Genomic DNA, 16,293 nt, shown 5'->3' on the forward strand with positions numbered 1-16,293 from the left:
CCGCGTCACAACAGATAACGGCACATCCTTACCGGATGGTTATTGAAGACGGCTCCTGAAGGGAATTTTGACTTTTTTTGAACTTTTTCGAATTTTTCGCTTTTGAAACCGCTTTTAGCCCTCTCTGCGGCCCCAGCAAGCCTGCTGATCGACATCAAATTTCGCGCTTTCATGATTGGCCGCATAAATTCTTCGGATTCAATTATTTAGTAAGATTGCAACGCGCAAAAGAGAGTTGATTTCCTGCCGCAAATCCGTAGGTTTGCTCATAATGAGCCATCGATAGAAATGGCCAGCGACGAGCCGCCGGAAAACGAGACGAACGGCGCCGCAGACGGGAAAGCCTGGCGAAATCCTATTCCGGCCGGGCATTGGCACCCTGAAGCGGCGGAGAGATTTGTCGGCTAATGACCCGGCGCATGCGCGTTCGATCACATAAAGATCCGGGGAACTTTCATGAAGACATTTTTCACGTCATTCATTCTTGCCGTCTGTTTTTACGCGGGAATTGCGCAAGCCGCCGGCTGCGGCAAGGTCTCGATCGCCGAGATGAGATGGGGCTCTGCTGCAATCGCTGCGAGCTTCGACAAGTTCATCCTGGAAAAGGGCTACGGCTGCTCCGTCACCATTGTCGATGGTGACACGCTGCCGACCTTCGCTTCCATGGATGGCAACGGCACGCCCGATATCGCCTCGGAATTCTGGGTGAAAGCGGTCAAACCGCAGCTCGATACCGCCATCAGCGCCGGTCGCCTGGTCAAGGGCGCCGAAATTCTTGCGGATGGGGCCGTCGAAGGCTGGTACATTCCGAAATTCATCGCCGATGCAAATCCGGATATCCTGTCCGTGCAGGATGCGCTGAAGCATCCGGAACTCTTTCCCGATACCTACCATCCCTCGCTTGCTGCGATCTATAATTGCCCCGAAGCCTGGGCCTGCGAAATCTCGACCAGCAATCTCTTCAAGGCTCTCGGTGCCGATAAGCTCGGCTTTGCGCTGATCGACAGCCCGACCCCGGCCGATTTCGACAATTCGATCGCCCGCGCCTTCAAAAACAAGGTCGGCTGGCTCGGTTATTACTGGTCGCCGACATCGGTTCTCGGCAAATACGACATGAAACAGCTGGGTTTCGGCGTGCCTCACGATCAGGCTGAATGGGACACCTGTACCTCAGTGCCCCACTGCGCCAATCCCAGGCTGAACGCCTACCCCGTGTCCCAGGCTTTCACGCTGATTACCAGCGCTTTTGCCGATCGCGCCGGCCCCGTCATGAACTATCTGAAGACCCGCAGCTGGGACAACGAAACAATCAGCCAGGTACTGGCCTGGCAGGATGAGAACGGCGAAGACAACGAGAACGCCGCCCTCTATTTCCTTGAGAATTATGAGGAACTGTGGAGCCGCTGGGTTCCGGCCGATGTAGCCGAGAAGGTCAAGGCCAGTCTATAAACCTTCCTGGCAACAAGGATTGGACGATTCGTTATGACTGGCACGGTGCCCTTCCCCGATCGCGATACCGTCGCGGAAAAACTCGCGGCGCTCTCGGAAACCGACAAATCCTACCTGTCGCTGCTGATGGAAAATCCGCAGCAGGACGACAACCTGCTCGAGGGCCTGCATCGGCATCTCGATGTCGCCTCGTCCTCGCGTCTTCTAAACTCGCTGAAGCTCGAAGCCCTCGGCAAGTGGATCGGCGAAGCTGCACCCGACCGGCTGCAGATCAGGCTCATGGAAGCGGCGCGCTCGAGCCAGCACCCGGCCTATGCCGCATTCCGGACCGGGCTGACCCGATCCGGTGGTCTCGAAAAAGCCTATCCGACTTCAAAAATCTGAAAATAACTATCTCTTAGCTGCGCGATCGACACTGCGGCCGGCATCCTGCGTGGCATTGACGGCATTGGCCGTATCCCTGCCCACGCCACGGATCGTGTTGGCGCAGGAAGAGAGCGCGAGAAGGATCATCAAGGCGGATGCGATTTTACCCGTGGTCGTCATTTGCGAAATCCCTTTGTGAATTCAACCCCGAACGGCCGATGCCGTCCGGGCGGGATAACGCATTCGTGAGCGAAAAGTTCACCGGCTAAGAGCCTTTCTCCAGACAAGGCCGACATCCTCGATATCGCCGCTCCTCAAGCGCATCTCAGCTGCGCTCGATGCCCCTTGCCGACAGGGTCTCGTCAATGTCTGCCGATACCAGGAACGCCGATAGCTGGCTCGCAGCCTCCGCATCTGTTGAATCGGCGCTGACGCCAATGGCAAAATCGATGTAACTCTGCAGTTCTGCCGGAAACCTGCCGACCAGCATGGCCTCGGGCGCGACAGCAAGGATGGACGTCACGGGAACGACACCCAGATCGGCCTCTCCACGGCCGACGGCCGCCGCCGTCTGCCCTCCCGATACCGGCACCAGCTTCGGCTTCACCGCATCGGCTATTCCCAGGCGCTCCAGCAAACCCTGGAAGTAGCCGCCGCTGGTTCCGTCACTGGCATAGGCGATTGATCGCGCACCCTTCAGGGTCTGTTTGAAAGCTTCGACGGAGCCGATATCGAGGGCCCGGCTGCCTTCCCTCGCCGCCACGCCCATTGCTATCCGGCCGAACGTGACCTGGCTTCCCGTCCTGACCTTTCCAAGGGAAACGAGTTCCTCGATCAGGTTCGGATTGGTAATGACGAGATCAAAAGGCTCACCGGCTTCGATCTGCGTCCTCACGGCGGGATTGAGCTCCCACCTGGCCGCGACCTTGTATCCCGTGATCGTCTCGAAGCGGGGGATGACGGCAAGCACGGCCGGCCGGACTGCGACAGCGCCAAAAAGCCGGATTTGCTGATCCATGGCCTGACCTCCCCCTGCAACAGGTTACTAATCCTGCATTCGCCGGCGCTCATCATTCCCTACCCAGGGTCGCAGTGCGTCCGTTCCCCGCTCTCCCGGATAATCAGGCTGCCGCCGCCTTGGACTTTTCGGCGAAGGATGCGCGGATACTGTCGGCCACCGTCTCGATCGGCCCTGTCGTCTGTGATGCGGTCAGGAGCTGGATGTCGAAAGAGCCGAGTTCAGGCAAGCCTTCCTGGATACCGAGGATCGCCATGTCCTCGCTGACATAGGAGAGCGGCAACGGCGCGATGGCGAGATCGGAAACCACGGCGGCGCGCTGCGCCATCGTGTGGGCACTGAGATAGGCGACGCGATAGGGTCGCTTGTTGCGCTCGAGCTGGGTGATCGCCTCCTGCCGCCAGATGCAGCCGTCTTCCCAGATCGAGATCGGCAGCGGATCGCGCCGATGCGCCGAACCGCATTTGGCGCCGGCCCAAACCAGGCGCTCGCGGTAGACAACCTCGCCATTGGTCGGGAACGGCCGCGTTGCGCAGTTGATGAGCGCGAGATCGAGGCGCTGCTCCTCCATCCGCTTTTTCAGGCAGATGCTCATGTCGATCGTCACGTCGACCATGATGCCAGGATAGATCTGCGCAAAGCTCTTCAGGATCTGCGGCAGCAGGCGCTCGCCGATATCCTCGGGCGCGCCGAGCCGCACCACGCCGCTAAGCTCGGGCATGATGAAACGCGATACCGCCTCGTTGGAGAGCGCCAGGATATTGCGCGCATAGGAAAGCAGCATTTCACCATGCTGCGTCAGCGTCACCGAGCGCGCATCGCGGCGAAACAGCGTGACGCCGAGTTGCTCTTCGAGCTTCTTGATCTGCATGGAAACAGCCGATGGCGTGCGAAACACAGTTTCGGCCGCTGTCGAAAAATTACCGGTCTCTGCGATGGCGACAAACGTGCGCAACACGTCATTATCGAGCAGAGGAATGGGACGGCGAAATGGGATAGTCATCGTCACATCTTTCAATTTTTCTGAATGACCAAGGTGTATCATTCTATTTGATTGAAAGTCAATCTGCCCCCTATTTTGAGGGTGATCGCGATGAGCCGATCAGAGTTCAGCCCTCGGTGCCGAAACGGCTGGTCTTGAAGCTGGCCCTAGCAGCACCCGAAGCAACCGTCCTGCCCTCGCCCCTGGGATAGGTGTTGCCGATCAAGGAAGGCGCGGTGAGTTCAACCGACGTTTCCGGAGACCGCACCGCCCAGGCAATCAGCGCTCGTGCGGACATTTCTCCGACGCCGCCCGAGACATGTTCCGATGCGGAGACCGGCAATACCGCGATCTGCTCCGCCGTCGGTGCGGGATGGGTCAACCGGTCGGCGACGACAGACGTGTTGGCGGGCTTGCGGCCAACGACGAAGCGCGTGAAGTCGGCCGCAGCCGGCTGGACGGATGCGAACACCGGCGCAAGCGTGGCCACAGGCGGCGCAGGCACCGGCACCGGCGCCTCGCTCTCGACGGCCTCGACCTCGACCGGGCGCAGCATCGGCAGCGGAACGGTGAGCGAGGCGAGATCGGCAAATCCGCGGTCGGCAACCGCCCGGTCCTCGGGTTTGGCAAGCTGCGGCGCAAGCCCGATATCGGCCCGCTTTTGCGGCGTCGGCAGCATGGCGGTGACAAGGCTTCCGGTCACGACGGGATCGGGTGCCTTGGCAGGTGCTGTCGCGCGCGCCGTCAGCAGGGTCGGTGCCGCTGCCTTTGGCGTTACCGGCGCATCGTCATCCTCATCCTCGCTCGCTGCGATTTCGATCGGCGCGGAGCGGATGCCCTTCTTGCGCTCGGCAAGGGCTACCTGATAGCCCGGCAGCGGACGGCCGTCCGCCGGCAGGTGGATCGTGCGCCCGTCAGGGAAGAGCCGCGCCAGCTCCTGGCGCGACATGCGCGGCCAGGCGCGCACATTGCCGACATCGAGATGCACGAAGGGCGAACCCGAGGTCGGGTAATAGCCGACCCCGCCGACCTGCATCTGCATGGCGAGCCCGCGCAGCGTCGCAAGCTTGACGCCGGGAATATAGAAATCCATCGCCTTGCCGAGCATGTGCTGGCTGCGCTTGGCGACACCTGTATTGCGCGAACGGTTGCGCAGCATGTTGTTGGTCGCCGGCGAGCGGTAGGCGGAGACGACGTGGATCGTCTCCTTTGCCCCGCTCTTGCGATAGACTTCCCAGACGAGATCGAGCAGCCGCGGGTCCATTTTGGCCGGCTCGTTGCGCCGCCAGTCACGCAGGAAGCGGTTGATCTGGTTGAGGCCGCGCTGGTCGTACTTGCCGTTGCGCTTGAAGACGATAGTCGCCCGCTCGCCCGTATGCGTGAAGTAGAGTTTCAGTGCCCTGTCCTCGGCCGCTGCCTCGCCCGCTCCGGCTATGACGGCAAAGACAAAGGCCGCCACGACCGCCAACCGATGGGCGACGACAGACAGAAACCACGCATAGGCGGTCGTCGGAATGGCGGCGATGGCTTGATGAAGGGACACAGGCTTCGTCCTTGGTGCGAGACACGAAAACATCACAGGCACCGCACACGCGGGCGGCGTTAAGCCTTCATTATGGTCAACAGATCCTTAAGAGGGGGTTTATGAGCCGCCGATTATACGACGCTCGGTTTCAGGCAGATGCCATCCCACGTTTCCGAGGCGGCGCCGGTAGCGAGAAGTCCGCCATAATTATCTTGCCAAGTGCCCATGATCTTCGCTCGGAACTCTCGCAAAGCGATGCGAGATCGCATAGTTTCGACGGATCGTTATCATCAAAACAGGCCAAAGTTTGTATACCGAAATAGCCATCGTCATTCTTCTCACCATTCTCAATGGCGTCCTTGCAATGTCGGAGCTCGCGATCGTCTCCGCCCGCCCGGCACGCCTCAAGGTCCTGGCGGACCAGGGAAGCAGAGGAGCACGACTGGCTCTGCGCCTGGCTGAAAATCCCGGGCGTTTCCTGTCGACGGTCCAGATCGGCATCACCCTCGTCGGCGTGCTGTCGGGCGCCTTCTCGGGCGCGACACTCGGCGCACGATTCTCCACCTGGCTCCTGGCGCAGGGCCTTCCCGATGCCTGGGCGGACGGGCTCGGCGTCGGTACCGTCGTCGTGGCGATCACCTATCTTTCCCTCATCATCGGCGAGCTGGTGCCCAAGCAGATGGCCCTTCGCGCGCCGGAAGCCGTGGCCGCCAGGGTCGCGCCGACGATGACCTACCTGTCGAAGGCGGCCCTGCCCCTCGTCTGGCTGCTCGACGGCTCGGGCAAGCTCGTTCTCGCCCTGCTCGGCCAGTCCGGAAAGAACGCCGATGGCGTCACCGACGAGGAGATCAAGACCGTTCTCGCCGAAGCACAGAGCGCCGGCGTGATCGAGATCGGCGAATCCGCCATGATCACCGGCGTCATGCGCCTTGCCGACCGGCAGGCCCGCGCGCTGATGACGCCGCGTCGCGACGTCGAGCTGATCGATATCGAAGATTCCGCCGAGGAGATCCGCAAGACCATTCAGTCGACGTCGCGCACGCGACTGCCGGCCCGCAAGGGCAGTTCCGACGAGGTTATCGGCGTTCTCGCCGTCAAGGATTATTACGACGCGCTCGAGGCCAGCAGGTCGGTCGACATCATGACGCTGGTGCGGGACGTTCCGATCATCTCGGACCTCGCTCCCGCCTCCTCGGTGATCGAGGCGATCAGGAGGTCGTCGCAGCATATGGTGCTGGTTTTTGACGAATATGGCCACTTCGAGGGCGTGATCACCTCGGGCGACATCCTGGAATCGATCATGGGCGTCTTCGGCGATGCGGCCTCCGGCGAAGAGCCGGCGATCAAGCGGCGCGATGACGGCTCCTACCTCGTGTCCGGATGGACGCCGATCGACGAATTCTCGGAATTCATGAACTTCCCGCTTGACGAAGACGTCGAATATCAGACCGTCGCCGGTCTCGTTCTGGAAGAACTGAAGCATCTTCCCGAACTCGGGGAGACCTTCGTCAAGAACGACTGGAAATTCGAGGTCATCGACCTCGATGGAAGGCGCGTCGACAAGGTTCTCGTCAGCGCGCTGGCAAAGGATGAGGCACGGGCGGAGATATGACCCGCGCGTCGCCAGTCCGGACGCAATCTGCATGATGCATTCGCGCGCAGCTTGGCGCGCGTTTGACATGCCTTTCTCATCGTGCCGCCCCATATCTATTCCTGTAAATCAAGGGAAGCTCAATGTCCGCCACGACGACGCACGAAGCAGACCGGCCTCAGCACGGCCAGCAGAAGTTTGCCGCGCTTCTGCTTGGAGCTGTCGGGGTGGTCTATGGCGATATCGGCACGAGCCCGCTCTACGCTTTCCGTGAAGCGCTCCGGCCCTTCGCGCATGACGGCGTGACCCCGAACGAGGTCATCGGGCTGATCTCGCTGATGATCTGGACGCTGACGATCATCGTCACCTTCAAATACGTGCTGTTTCTCCTGCGGGCCGATAACGAGGGCGAAGGCGGAACCCTTTCGCTGCTCGCGCTGCTGATGAAGAAGACCAGCCGGCATGCGACGATCTTCTTCTTCGCCGGCATCATCGGCGCAGCACTCTTCATCGGCGACGCCATGATTACGCCTGCCCTGTCGGTCCTCTCGGCACTCGAGGGATTGAAGCTCGTGACTCCGGTCTTCACGCCCTACATCCTGCCGGTCGCCATCGCGATCATGCTGCTGCTTTTCCTGGTGCAATCGGTCGGCACCGCCTCCGTCTCGAAACTCTTCGGCCCGATAACGCTGCTCTGGTTCGTCGTCATGGGGCTCGGCGGCCTCATCCATCTCGCTGACGATCCCGCGATCTTCGCAGCGCTCAATCCGCTCTATGCCTTCGACTTCATCACTCATGCCGGTCTCGTCGGCCTCATTGTCCTCGGCGCCGTCTTCCTGACAGTGACGGGAGCCGAAGCGCTCTATGCCGACCTCGGCCATTTCGGCAGGAAACCGATCCAGGCTGCCTGGTTCGCCGTGGTCTTCCCGTCGCTTGCGCTGAACTATCTCGGCCAGGGCGGGCTCGTCCTGGCCAATCCTCAAGCCGTCTCCGATCCGTTCTTCCTGATGTTTCCGGAATGGGCGCTGCTTCCCGTGGTCATTCTTGCGACCGCTGCCACCATCATCGCCAGCCAGGCGGTGATCACCGGCGCCTTTTCGCTGGCACGCCAGGCAATCCATCTCGGCTTCCTGCCCAGGCTTGAGATCTGCTTTACCTCGGCTTCCAATACGGGCCAGATCTATGTGCCGGCCGTCAATATCGCGCTCCTGCTCGGTGTCCTTGCCCTGATCTTCGCCTTCGGCTCCTCCGAGGCGCTAGCCACGGCCTACGGAATTTCCGTCACCGGCGCGATGGTCGTCACGACGATCCTCTCCTTCCAGTTTCTCCGTGTCGTCTGGGGGTGGACGGTGCTCGCTGCCGCTGCCGTTCTGCTGCCGCTCTTCCTGCTCGAAAGCGTCTTCCTGGGCGCCAACCTCCTGAAGATCCACGACGGCGGCTATGTTCCGGTGCTGATCGCCGGTGCGCTGATGATCATGATGTGGACCTGGAAGAAGGGCACCATGCTGGTTCGCGAGAAGGCGGCAAGGAACGAGATACCCTTGGTGCCGTTCATCGCCTCGATCGAACGCAAGTCGGACCACTCTCCCGTCCAGGTGCCGGGAACCGCGATCTTCCTGACAAGCCTCACCGACATGGCTCCGGGGGTGCTGCTGCACAATCTGAAGCACAATCGCGTCCTGCACGCCCGCAACGCGATCCTGAACATCAAGACCGCTCCCCGCCCCTATGTGCCGGAGGCGGAGCGGGTAACGATCGAGAGGCTCTCGGACCGCTTCATCAAGATCCAGCTCCTCTTCGGCTTCATGGAAGACCAGGACGTTTCCAGGGCCTTGCCGCTCTGCCGGAAGGCCGGCTTCGATTTCGAGATCATGTCGACTTCGTTCTATGTCGGAAGACGCAAGCTCGTCGGTGATCCGAACACCGGCCTGCCGGCCTGGCAGGACCGGCTCTTCATCGCCATGGCCGGCTTCGCGATCGACCCCTCGGACTATTTCCAGCTGCCCAGCAACCGCGTGGTGGAGCTTGGCGAGCAGATGGTCATCTGACGGCCGCCGCATAGCTCACCCCATCCGTCGACATGTCGACCGAGAAGGCGTCGACCGGGGCTGAAGCCAGCCTATGGCGCGCGGTTATGATCTTTCAATTTCGCTGAACCTTAAGGCCAGTTCATTTCATTTGTTTGAACCAGCCCGAGTACCTATATTTTAGTTGTGACGATGAGGCTGAAGAAAAGGAGGCCGATCATGTCGCAACTGGCAGGCTTCAACATTCTCCAGGTTTTCTTCGCGTTTCGAGCCCGCATGTTTCGGGTGGCGGCACGCGAACGGATCAGGCAGGAATTGAAGCATTATCCGCCGCATCTCGCGGCCGATATCTGCGCCCTGCCCGCCCTGGACGAGCAGCAGCGATAGTTCAAAATCGCTTATGGTACTTATAAAATCTATTCGTTTGAATGATGAGTACCGCAAGCGCATATTTCATCTCAAGGATACGGCGATCCCGTGTCTCGCAAGGAAAGGAAACGGCAATGTCCTCGATCACTTACAGAGATGGCGGCAAGAGCCTGTCATCCTACCGCACACATTCTTCGTTCGGTTCCTATGCTGAAAAGCTCGTGCGCGCATGGCGCCGCTGGCAGACGGAACGTCAGATCGAATCCATGCCCCTTGACATCCGCAAGGATATCGGCTGGCCGAGCGCCGATGAGACTGGCAAGAACCGAGCTCACTAACGACAGGGCTCGTGAATGCAAGATCATGCAATGAATGCGACATACCTCCCAAGCTAGAGGCGGTGCCAGTCCCAAGCAGCACCGCCTTTTTCATGTCCGTCGCCTGCCTTTCCCCGGTGAATTTCATAAGACCACCCCGCCGCAGCGACACTTTTTGCTTCGCTCGCGCCGCCAATCTCCTGTCATGTCGCAGATTTGCTCTTCCTAGCCGCATTTTTCCATGCCAGTGTCGCTTTTAGAACATCGGAGCGACGCATTCCACGCGACCAATATGCAGTCGCCCTCGAGCATGGATTTTCCAATGAACAAGATGCAGCTCAAGAAACGTTCCGTAGTCTTCTTCATGGTCCCTCAATTCACCATGCTGCCCTTTTCGGCGGCGGTGGATACACTGCGCATCGCAAACCGCATGCTCGGCTATCAGGCCTATACGTGGCGCCTGACTTCGGTCGACGGCGAAAAGGTCTATTCCTCCTGCGGCATCGGCGTGGAGGCCAATTCCTCGCTCGCCGAAGAGCGCCGACATCTCGGCGGGGAAAACCGGCCGGGCATGGTGCTCGTCTGTTCCGGCATCGATGTCGAGACCTTCAACAATAAATCCGTCAATGCCTGGCTGCGCGAATCCTACAATCGCGGCGTTGCCGTCGGTTCGCTCTGTACGGGCGCGCATGTGCTTGCCCAGGCGGGTCTCCTGAATGGCAAGCGCTGCGCGATCCACTGGGAAAACCTTCCGGGCTTCTCCGAGGCGTTTCCGCAGGCCGAGGTCTATGCCGACCTCTACGAGGTCGATAACAATCTCTATACCTGCGCCGGCGGCACGGCCTCGCTAGACATGATGCTGAACCTCGTCGGCGAGGATTTCGGCGAAAGCCTGGTCAACCGCATCTGCGAACAGCACCTGACCGATCGCGTGCGCAACCCGCATGACCGTCAGCGCCTGCCGCTGCGCGCCCGCCTCGGCGTCCAGAATGCCAAGGTGCTGTCGATCATCGAACTGATGGAAGGCAATCTCGCCGAGCCCCTGTCTCTGCTCGAAATCGCCGAGGGCGCCGGCCTGTCGCGTCGCCAGATCGAGCGCCTCTTCCGCCAGGAAATGGGCCGGTCCCCTGCCCGCTACTATCTGGAAATCCGCCTCGACCGCGCCCGCCACCTGCTGGTGCAGTCCTCCATGCCGGTCGTCGAAGTCGCCGTCGCCTGCGGCTTCGTCTCCGCCTCGCACTTTTCCAAGTGTTATCGCGAACTCTATCAGCGTTCCCCGCAGCAGGAGCGCGCCGACCGCAAGATGACCATGGCAACGGCCCGCCAGCAGGCAGTCGCGGCTTGAGGCAGTGACGGCAGCATGACGGAACATGAAAGGCGGCTCGGTGGCCGCCTTTTTTGATTTGCGGCAGCACTGCCACCGTCATGGTCGCGCCTGTCCCAAGGAGGACGGCAAGCGAATTGCGCCCTTACTGCGCCGCCTCTTCCGTCATCTTGGCATCGGAATAGACAAGGTTACGCCCCTTGTGCTTGGCCATGTAAAGAAACTGGTCTGCCGCGTTCAGATAGTTTTCGAAGGTCTCGTAGCCGGCGATTTCGGCCACGCCGATCGAGACTGTCACCGACAGTTCCTCATCGTCCGCCGTCACCTTCAGACGGGAAATATCCGAGCGGATCTCGTCGCAGAGCTTGGTGGCCGCAAGCGAATCCATTTGCGGGAAGAGGATCGCGAATTCCTCGCCGCCGAGACGCGAGAGAAGATTGTCACTGCCTTCGAAGATCGTCTGTAGCCTGTCTGCGACGGCCTTCAGCACCTTGTCGCCGATCTCGTGGCCATAGGTGTCGTTGAGACGTTTGAAATGGTCGATATCGAGAATGGCGACCGCGCTCGACGTTTTCAGGCGCAGGCATTCGTTCACCAGCTTCGGGCCATTGTCGTAGAAATAGCGCCGGTTATAGAGGCCGGTCAGGTAATCGCAGGCGGCCGCCGCGCGCAGCTGCTTCATCTGCGTCAGCGTCTCGACATTGTTGGCGATGCGGCACTGCAGCTCTTCGACGACGAAGGGCCGGTAGACGAAATCGCTGGCGCCCGCCTTCAGGAAACTTGCCGACAGCATGCGGTCGTTCGACGAGGAAACGCCGATGACGCGCATCTTGTCCGAGCCGAACCGGTGGCGGATGCGCCGCGTCAGCTCATAGCCACTCATATCTGGCATATGATGGTCTGTCACGACGAGTTCAATGTCGCCGAAGGCTTCGAGTGCCGCGAGCGCCTCGAGGCCGGAACTGGCCTCCACCACCATATATTGCTGCGCTCTCAGCAGATCGACCAGCACCTGGCGCGCCGAGGGCACGTCATCGACGACGAGCACGCGCGTCTTGCGGTTCATGATCGCCCGGCGCACCGTCGCGACCAGATTGTCGAGCGCGAACTCGTTATCCTTCAGCACATAGTCGATGACATTGCGTTCCAGGATGCGGGCACGCGTATTGAGATCGAAAGTCGCCGTGAAAACGATGGCCGGAATATTGTGCTCGATCATGCAGTCGAGCGCCTCGCCATAGGGCGCGTCAGGCAGGTTCAGGTCAACCACGGCCATGCCGTAGTCATGGCCTTCCTGGGAGAGCTCCTCGCGCAGCGCCTTCAGCGACGAACAGCATTTGACATTGAGATTGAGCTCGGTCTGGAACCGATGGCGGAGTACGGCCGAAAACATCCGGGAATCTTCAACCAGTAGTACGCGAACTCCTCCGAACCGAGGACCCGAACCATCTCGCTGAAACTCCCCCTGGAATGCCACAGCTGCCTATCCCCCGACGCGCCCGGAGGGCTCGACTCGCCCTCTCTCATAACGCGCTGGACGATAACCGAGAGCCCCTCCTCCGTGAAGGGGACAAATGGCGGTCGCAATACCTGTGATTGCAAGAATATGCGCCGCCTTTGCGCCACCCCGATGAAGACCGATCATCGGGCCGCTTCCCTGTCGCTGATCTTTGCGGCCGGGTCAGGCAACAGCGCGTTCCCTGCGCATCGACTGGATCTGCAGAAGCGTATCCAGGTTCTGGTTGACGCGGCAGTAGAATTCCTCGTCGATGAACGGGCGCAGCATGAAATCATTGCCGCCGGCCTTCAGGAACCGCGCCGAAAGCAGCCGGTTCGATGAGGAGGAAACGCCGATAATGCGCAGCTCGTGCGAGCCGATCGTGGCGCGGATGCGGCGCGTCAGCTCGAAACCGTCAATATCGGGCATGTTGTAGTCGGTGACCATCAGGCCGATATCGCGGTTGGCCTTGAGGATCTCGAGCGCCTTGGCGCCGCTCTCGGCGGTGCTGACGCGGAAATTATAGCGCTTCAGGCGGCTGGACAGCAGCGCGCGGGCCGTGGCGCTGTCATCGACGATCAGCACGTGATGGCGATGGTTGGTCAGGAACCGGCAGATCGACTCCGCCAAGAGATCGACGGCAAAGATATTGTCCTTGAGGATATAGTCGACGATATCCTTGGCGAGCAGCTTGTCGCGCATGCCTTCCTGGAAAGTACCGGTAAAGACGATCGTCGGGATCGACAGGTCGACCAGATATTCCAGCGCCTCGCCGTTTTCGGCGCCCGGCAGGTTGATGTTGGAAATCGCCAGCGTGATCGGGTCTGAAGACTTGTCATAGGAAAGCTGCAGCTCTTCGAAGCTGCGGCAGATCTCGACGTCGATGTCGAAGAGCTCCTTCAGGCGCTTTCCGATCATCGAGGTGAAGACGTTGGAATCTTCAGCGAGGATAATACGCGCGCCGGCAAACATTTCTCCGGAATATTGCATTCCCGAAATACCTAGAAACGCCATGGCAAACCTTTAAAGTGGAAATTGTGTCCCCGAACGAAACGGTTACATGAATTCATTTGAATAATTATTAATCGAGCTGCCATGGCCAGCGATGAAAAAGGCGGCCGATGGTGCGGCCGCCTTTTTCTTCTTCATATGCTTAAGAAACTAGAACAGGTCACAAGGCGGTCAGGCGCGAAGTGCCGCGTTCTCCGTATCGAACGGGCTCTCGCCGACGACGGTGGCGTTGTAGGTGGTGCCGAGGATCTTGATCTTCAGCTTCGTGCCTTCCTTGGCATAGTCGGGCCGCAGCATGGCAAGCGCGAGCGACCGGTTGATGCGGAAGCCGAACGTGCCGTTGGTGGCGCGCCCGACGAGTTCGCCCGCCTCGTTGTAGATCGCCTCCGAGCCGCGCGCGTCGACGTCGTTGCCGGTCTCGACGACCAGCGTCGCGAAATTCCACTTCAGGCCCTTTTCCTTGTAGGAGAGCAGGCCCTCGCGGCCGAGGAATTCCTTCTCCGGCTTGATGAAGCGGTCGAGGCCGGATTCATAGGCATTGTACTCGATCGACATTTCGCGCGGGATCAGTCGATAGGATTTTTCGACCGACATGGAGAGCATGGCGCGGATGCCGAAGGGCTTGATGCCGAATTCGGCGCCGGCTTCCATGAGCTTGTCGAAGATGTAGTTCTGCATCTCGATCGGATGATGCAGTTCCCAGCCGAGTTCGCCGACGAAGTTGACGCGCAGCGCATGGGCGCTCGCCGCACCGACCGAGATCTCCTTGCCCGAAAGCCAGGGGAAATCCTTGTTGTCGAGGCTTGTGCGCGTCAGCTTCTTCAGCACATCGCGCGACTTCGGACCGGCGAGAACGAGCACGCCCCAGCCCTGGGTGATCGGCGTGAACTTGACGCTGCCGTCTGCCGGCAGGAGCTTGCGCATATAGTCGTGGTCATGCGCCTCATAGGCGCCCGCCGAGACGAGATAGAAAGTGCCGGGCGCGCTTTCATAAACGGTGAATTCTGCGCGCACGCCGCCTTCCTTGGTCAGCATGTGGCAGAGCGCGATACGGCCGCGCTTCTTCGGGATCGCATTGGCGAAGATCGATTCCAGCCATGCGCGCGCGCCGGGACCGGTGACCAGCGCCTTGGCGAAAGCCGACATGTCGAGCACGCCGACATTCTTGTTGACGTTCATGACTTCGTTGCCGACATGCTCGAAATAGTTCGAGCGGCGGAACGACCACTTTTCCAGAATGCGGCCGTCTTCGGTCGGGTCGGAATGATTGTGGTTGGTCAGAACGTCGGCGCCAACGCCGATCTGGTCCTTCGGCAGGTCATAGCCCTCGGGCGCAAACCAGTTGGCGCGCTCCCAGCCATAGACGGAACCGAACACGGCGCCGAGCGCCTTCAGGCGATCGTAGACCGGCGTCGTCTTCAGCGGACGGGCGGCGGCGCGCTCCTCGTCCGGATAGTGCATGGTGAAGACGTTGGCATAGGCCTCCTCGTTCTTGGCGATGAGGTAGCCCTCCTTCGCATAGGGGCCGAAGCGGCGCGGATCGACACCCATCATGTCGACGGTCGGCTCGCCATCGACGATCCATTCGGCAAGCTGCCAGCCGGCGCCGCCGGCCGCGGTGATGCCGAAGGAATGGCCTTCGTTCAGCCAGAAGTTCTTGAGGCCCGGCGCCGGGCCGACGATCGGGTTGCCGTCAGGCGTATAGGCGATGGCGCCGTTATAGACCTTCTTGATGCCGACTTCGCCAAAGGCCGGCACGCGGGCGATCGCGGTCTCGATATGCGGCATCAGGCGCTCGAGTTCTTCCTGGAAGAGCTCATATTCGCTGTCATCGGAGGGACCGTTGACATAACAGACCGGTGCGCCCTGCTCGTAAGGGCCGAGCAGCAGCCCGCCATTTTCCTCGCGCATGTACCAGGCGCTGTCGGCCTCACGCAGCACGCCCATTTCCGGCAGGCCCTTGGCCTTGCGGGCCAGAATATCGGGATGCGGCTCGGTGACGATATACTGGTGCTCGACCGGGATGACGGGAATGTTGATGCCGACCATATCGCCGGTCTTGCGGGCGAAGTTGCCGGTGCAGGAGATGATGTGTTCGGCGGTGATCTCACCCTTGTCGGTCGTCACCTTCCAGAGGCCGTCAGCCTGCTGCTCGATGGCGGTGACCGTCGTGTTGCGGTAGATCGTGGCACCACGGTCGCGCGCGCCCTTGGCAAGCGCCTGTGTCAGGTCCGCCGGCTGGATATAGCCGTCGTCGGGATGCTGGATGGCGCCGAGCAACCCGTCGGTTTCACAGAGCGGCCAGATTTCCTTCACCTGCTCCGGCGTCAGGATATTGACCTTCACGCCGATCGTCTCGGCAATGCCGGCATAGTACATGAATTCGTCCCAGCGATCTTTGGTGCGAGCGAGACGGATGTTGGAAACCTTGCTGAAACCGACATTCATGCCGGTTTCCTCTTGCAGTTCCTGATAGAAGCGGACGGAATATTTGTGGATCTGGCCGACCGAGTAGCTCATGTTGAAGAGCGGCAGCAGGCCGGCTGCGTGCCAGGTCGAGCCTGATGTCAGCTCCTTGCGCTCGATGAGCACGCTGTCGCCCCATCCCTTCTTCGCAAGGTGATAGAGCGTCGAAACGCCGACGACGCCGCCGCCGATGACCACTGCCCGCGCATGTGACTTCATGGAGAAAATACCCTCTTCTACCTGATATCCGGCAGCCCATACCGGATGAACTCCCAATATCCGGCTGCTCGAGCCGGACGAACCATCTTCGCGAACTATGCAGCGAGGCCTGCGTCATGAGAGGCCTGTTT

General features: G+C 60.5%; 14 protein-coding genes. 7 read left to right on the plus strand and 7 right to left on the minus strand.

The window, feature by feature from the left end; genetic code table 11:
• Positions 1 to 456 precede the first annotated feature (456 nt).
• Both FHX06_RS02060 and FHX06_RS02065 read left to right on the plus strand, forming a co-directional pair.
• A complete protein-coding gene (locus FHX06_RS02060; RefSeq protein ID WP_183877894.1) occupies positions 457 to 1,449 on the plus strand; it encodes a glycine betaine ABC transporter substrate-binding protein in 993 nt (330 codons plus the stop codon).
• Between the two features lie 33 nt (positions 1,450 to 1,482).
• Positions 1,483 to 1,833, plus strand: a complete 351-nt coding sequence (locus FHX06_RS02065; protein ID WP_018114505.1) for a hypothetical protein — start codon at positions 1,483 to 1,485, stop codon at positions 1,831 to 1,833.
• Between the two features lie 6 nt (positions 1,834 to 1,839).
• Here FHX06_RS02065 and FHX06_RS02070 read toward each other — a convergent pair whose 3' ends face one another.
• The 4 genes from FHX06_RS02070 to FHX06_RS02085 all read right to left on the minus strand — a co-directional run bounded on the left by FHX06_RS02070 (position 1,840) and on the right by FHX06_RS02085 (position 5,358).
• Entirely contained in the window at positions 1,840 to 1,995 is a 156-nt protein-coding gene (locus FHX06_RS02070) for an entericidin A/B family lipoprotein (RefSeq protein ID WP_007813980.1), read from the minus strand.
• Between the two features lie 145 nt (positions 1,996 to 2,140).
• Positions 2,141 to 2,833, minus strand: a complete 693-nt coding sequence (locus tag FHX06_RS02075) for a molybdate ABC transporter substrate-binding protein (protein WP_183877896.1) — start codon at positions 2,831 to 2,833, stop codon at positions 2,141 to 2,143.
• 103 nt (positions 2,834 to 2,936) lie between these two features.
• Positions 2,937 to 3,878: a LysR family transcriptional regulator gene (locus tag FHX06_RS02080; RefSeq protein ID WP_409564306.1), complete on the minus strand. Its 942-nt coding sequence runs from the start codon at positions 3,876 to 3,878 to the stop codon at positions 2,937 to 2,939.
• Between the two features lie 64 nt (positions 3,879 to 3,942).
• On the minus strand, positions 3,943 to 5,358 hold the full coding sequence (locus tag FHX06_RS02085; protein ID WP_183877897.1) for a DUF882 domain-containing protein: 1,416 nt from the start codon (positions 5,356 to 5,358) through the stop codon (positions 3,943 to 3,945).
• 289 nt (positions 5,359 to 5,647) lie between these two features.
• Here FHX06_RS02085 and FHX06_RS02090 point away from each other — a divergent pair, with 289 nt between their 5' ends.
• From FHX06_RS02090 to FHX06_RS02110, 5 genes are all read left to right on the plus strand, one after another.
• Positions 5,648 to 6,952 carry a hemolysin family protein gene (locus FHX06_RS02090; RefSeq protein ID WP_112969328.1) on the plus strand — a complete coding sequence of 435 codons (1,305 nt, stop codon included), beginning with the start codon at positions 5,648 to 5,650 and terminating at the stop codon, positions 6,950 to 6,952.
• A gap of 122 nt (positions 6,953 to 7,074) precedes the next feature.
• Positions 7,075 to 8,979 carry a potassium transporter Kup gene (locus tag FHX06_RS02095; protein ID WP_112546810.1) on the plus strand — a complete coding sequence of 635 codons (1,905 nt, stop codon included), beginning with the start codon at positions 7,075 to 7,077 and terminating at the stop codon, positions 8,977 to 8,979.
• 198 nt (positions 8,980 to 9,177) lie between these two features.
• Positions 9,178 to 9,345 (plus strand): hypothetical protein, encoded by a 168-nt coding sequence (locus FHX06_RS02100; protein WP_183877899.1) that lies wholly within the window; start codon positions 9,178 to 9,180, stop codon positions 9,343 to 9,345.
• 116 nt (positions 9,346 to 9,461) lie between these two features.
• On the plus strand, positions 9,462 to 9,665 hold the full coding sequence (locus FHX06_RS02105) for a hypothetical protein (RefSeq protein WP_018114048.1): 204 nt from the start codon (positions 9,462 to 9,464) through the stop codon (positions 9,663 to 9,665).
• A gap of 301 nt (positions 9,666 to 9,966) precedes the next feature.
• Positions 9,967 to 10,989 (plus strand): GlxA family transcriptional regulator, encoded by a 1,023-nt coding sequence (locus tag FHX06_RS02110; RefSeq protein ID WP_112546808.1) that lies wholly within the window; start codon positions 9,967 to 9,969, stop codon positions 10,987 to 10,989.
• A 124-nt stretch (positions 10,990 to 11,113) separates the two neighbouring features.
• Here the strand turns inward: FHX06_RS02110 and FHX06_RS02115 are convergent, their stop codons facing one another.
• From FHX06_RS02115 to FHX06_RS02125, 3 genes are all read right to left on the minus strand, one after another.
• Positions 11,114 to 12,445 (minus strand): diguanylate cyclase, encoded by a 1,332-nt coding sequence (locus FHX06_RS02115; RefSeq protein ID WP_183877901.1) that lies wholly within the window; start codon positions 12,443 to 12,445, stop codon positions 11,114 to 11,116.
• A 204-nt stretch (positions 12,446 to 12,649) separates the two neighbouring features.
• On the minus strand, positions 12,650 to 13,480 hold the full coding sequence (locus FHX06_RS02120) for a response regulator (protein WP_029616362.1): 831 nt from the start codon (positions 13,478 to 13,480) through the stop codon (positions 12,650 to 12,652).
• A gap of 168 nt (positions 13,481 to 13,648) precedes the next feature.
• Entirely contained in the window at positions 13,649 to 16,162 is a 2,514-nt protein-coding gene (locus tag FHX06_RS02125) for an FAD-dependent oxidoreductase (protein ID WP_183877903.1), read from the minus strand.
• Positions 16,163 to 16,293 lie beyond the last annotated feature (131 nt).

The organism is Rhizobium sp. BK512 (assembly GCF_014194915.1).
Lineage (GTDB): Bacteria > Pseudomonadota > Alphaproteobacteria > Rhizobiales > Rhizobiaceae > Rhizobium.

Bases quoted from the DNA above. Each gene is read 5' to 3' on its own strand.
- FHX06_RS02110 (WP_112546808.1), top strand. From the start codon at position 9,967: ATGAACAAGATGCAGCTCAAGAAACGTTCCGTAGTCTTCTTCATGGTC.
- FHX06_RS02065 (WP_018114505.1), top strand. From the start codon at position 1,483: ATGACTGGCACGGTGCCCTTCCCCGATCGCGATACCGTCGCGGAAAAA.
- FHX06_RS02060 (WP_183877894.1), top strand. From the start codon at position 457: ATGAAGACATTTTTCACGTCATTCATTCTTGCCGTCTGTTTTTACGCG.
- FHX06_RS02075 (WP_183877896.1), bottom strand. From the start codon at position 2,833: ATGGATCAGCAAATCCGGCTTTTTGGCGCTGTCGCAGTCCGGCCGGCC.
- FHX06_RS02080 (WP_409564306.1), bottom strand. From the start codon at position 3,878: ATGATACACCTTGGTCATTCAGAAAAATTGAAAGATGTGACGATGACT.
- FHX06_RS02095 (WP_112546810.1), top strand. From the start codon at position 7,075: ATGTCCGCCACGACGACGCACGAAGCAGACCGGCCTCAGCACGGCCAG.
- FHX06_RS02100 (WP_183877899.1), top strand. From the start codon at position 9,178: ATGTCGCAACTGGCAGGCTTCAACATTCTCCAGGTTTTCTTCGCGTTT.
- FHX06_RS02120 (WP_029616362.1), bottom strand. From the start codon at position 13,480: ATGGCGTTTCTAGGTATTTCGGGAATGCAATATTCCGGAGAAATGTTT.
- FHX06_RS02105 (WP_018114048.1), top strand. From the start codon at position 9,462: ATGTCCTCGATCACTTACAGAGATGGCGGCAAGAGCCTGTCATCCTAC.
- FHX06_RS02070 (WP_007813980.1), bottom strand. From the start codon at position 1,995: ATGACGACCACGGGTAAAATCGCATCCGCCTTGATGATCCTTCTCGCG.
- FHX06_RS02125 (WP_183877903.1), bottom strand. From the start codon at position 16,162: ATGAAGTCACATGCGCGGGCAGTGGTCATCGGCGGCGGCGTCGTCGGC.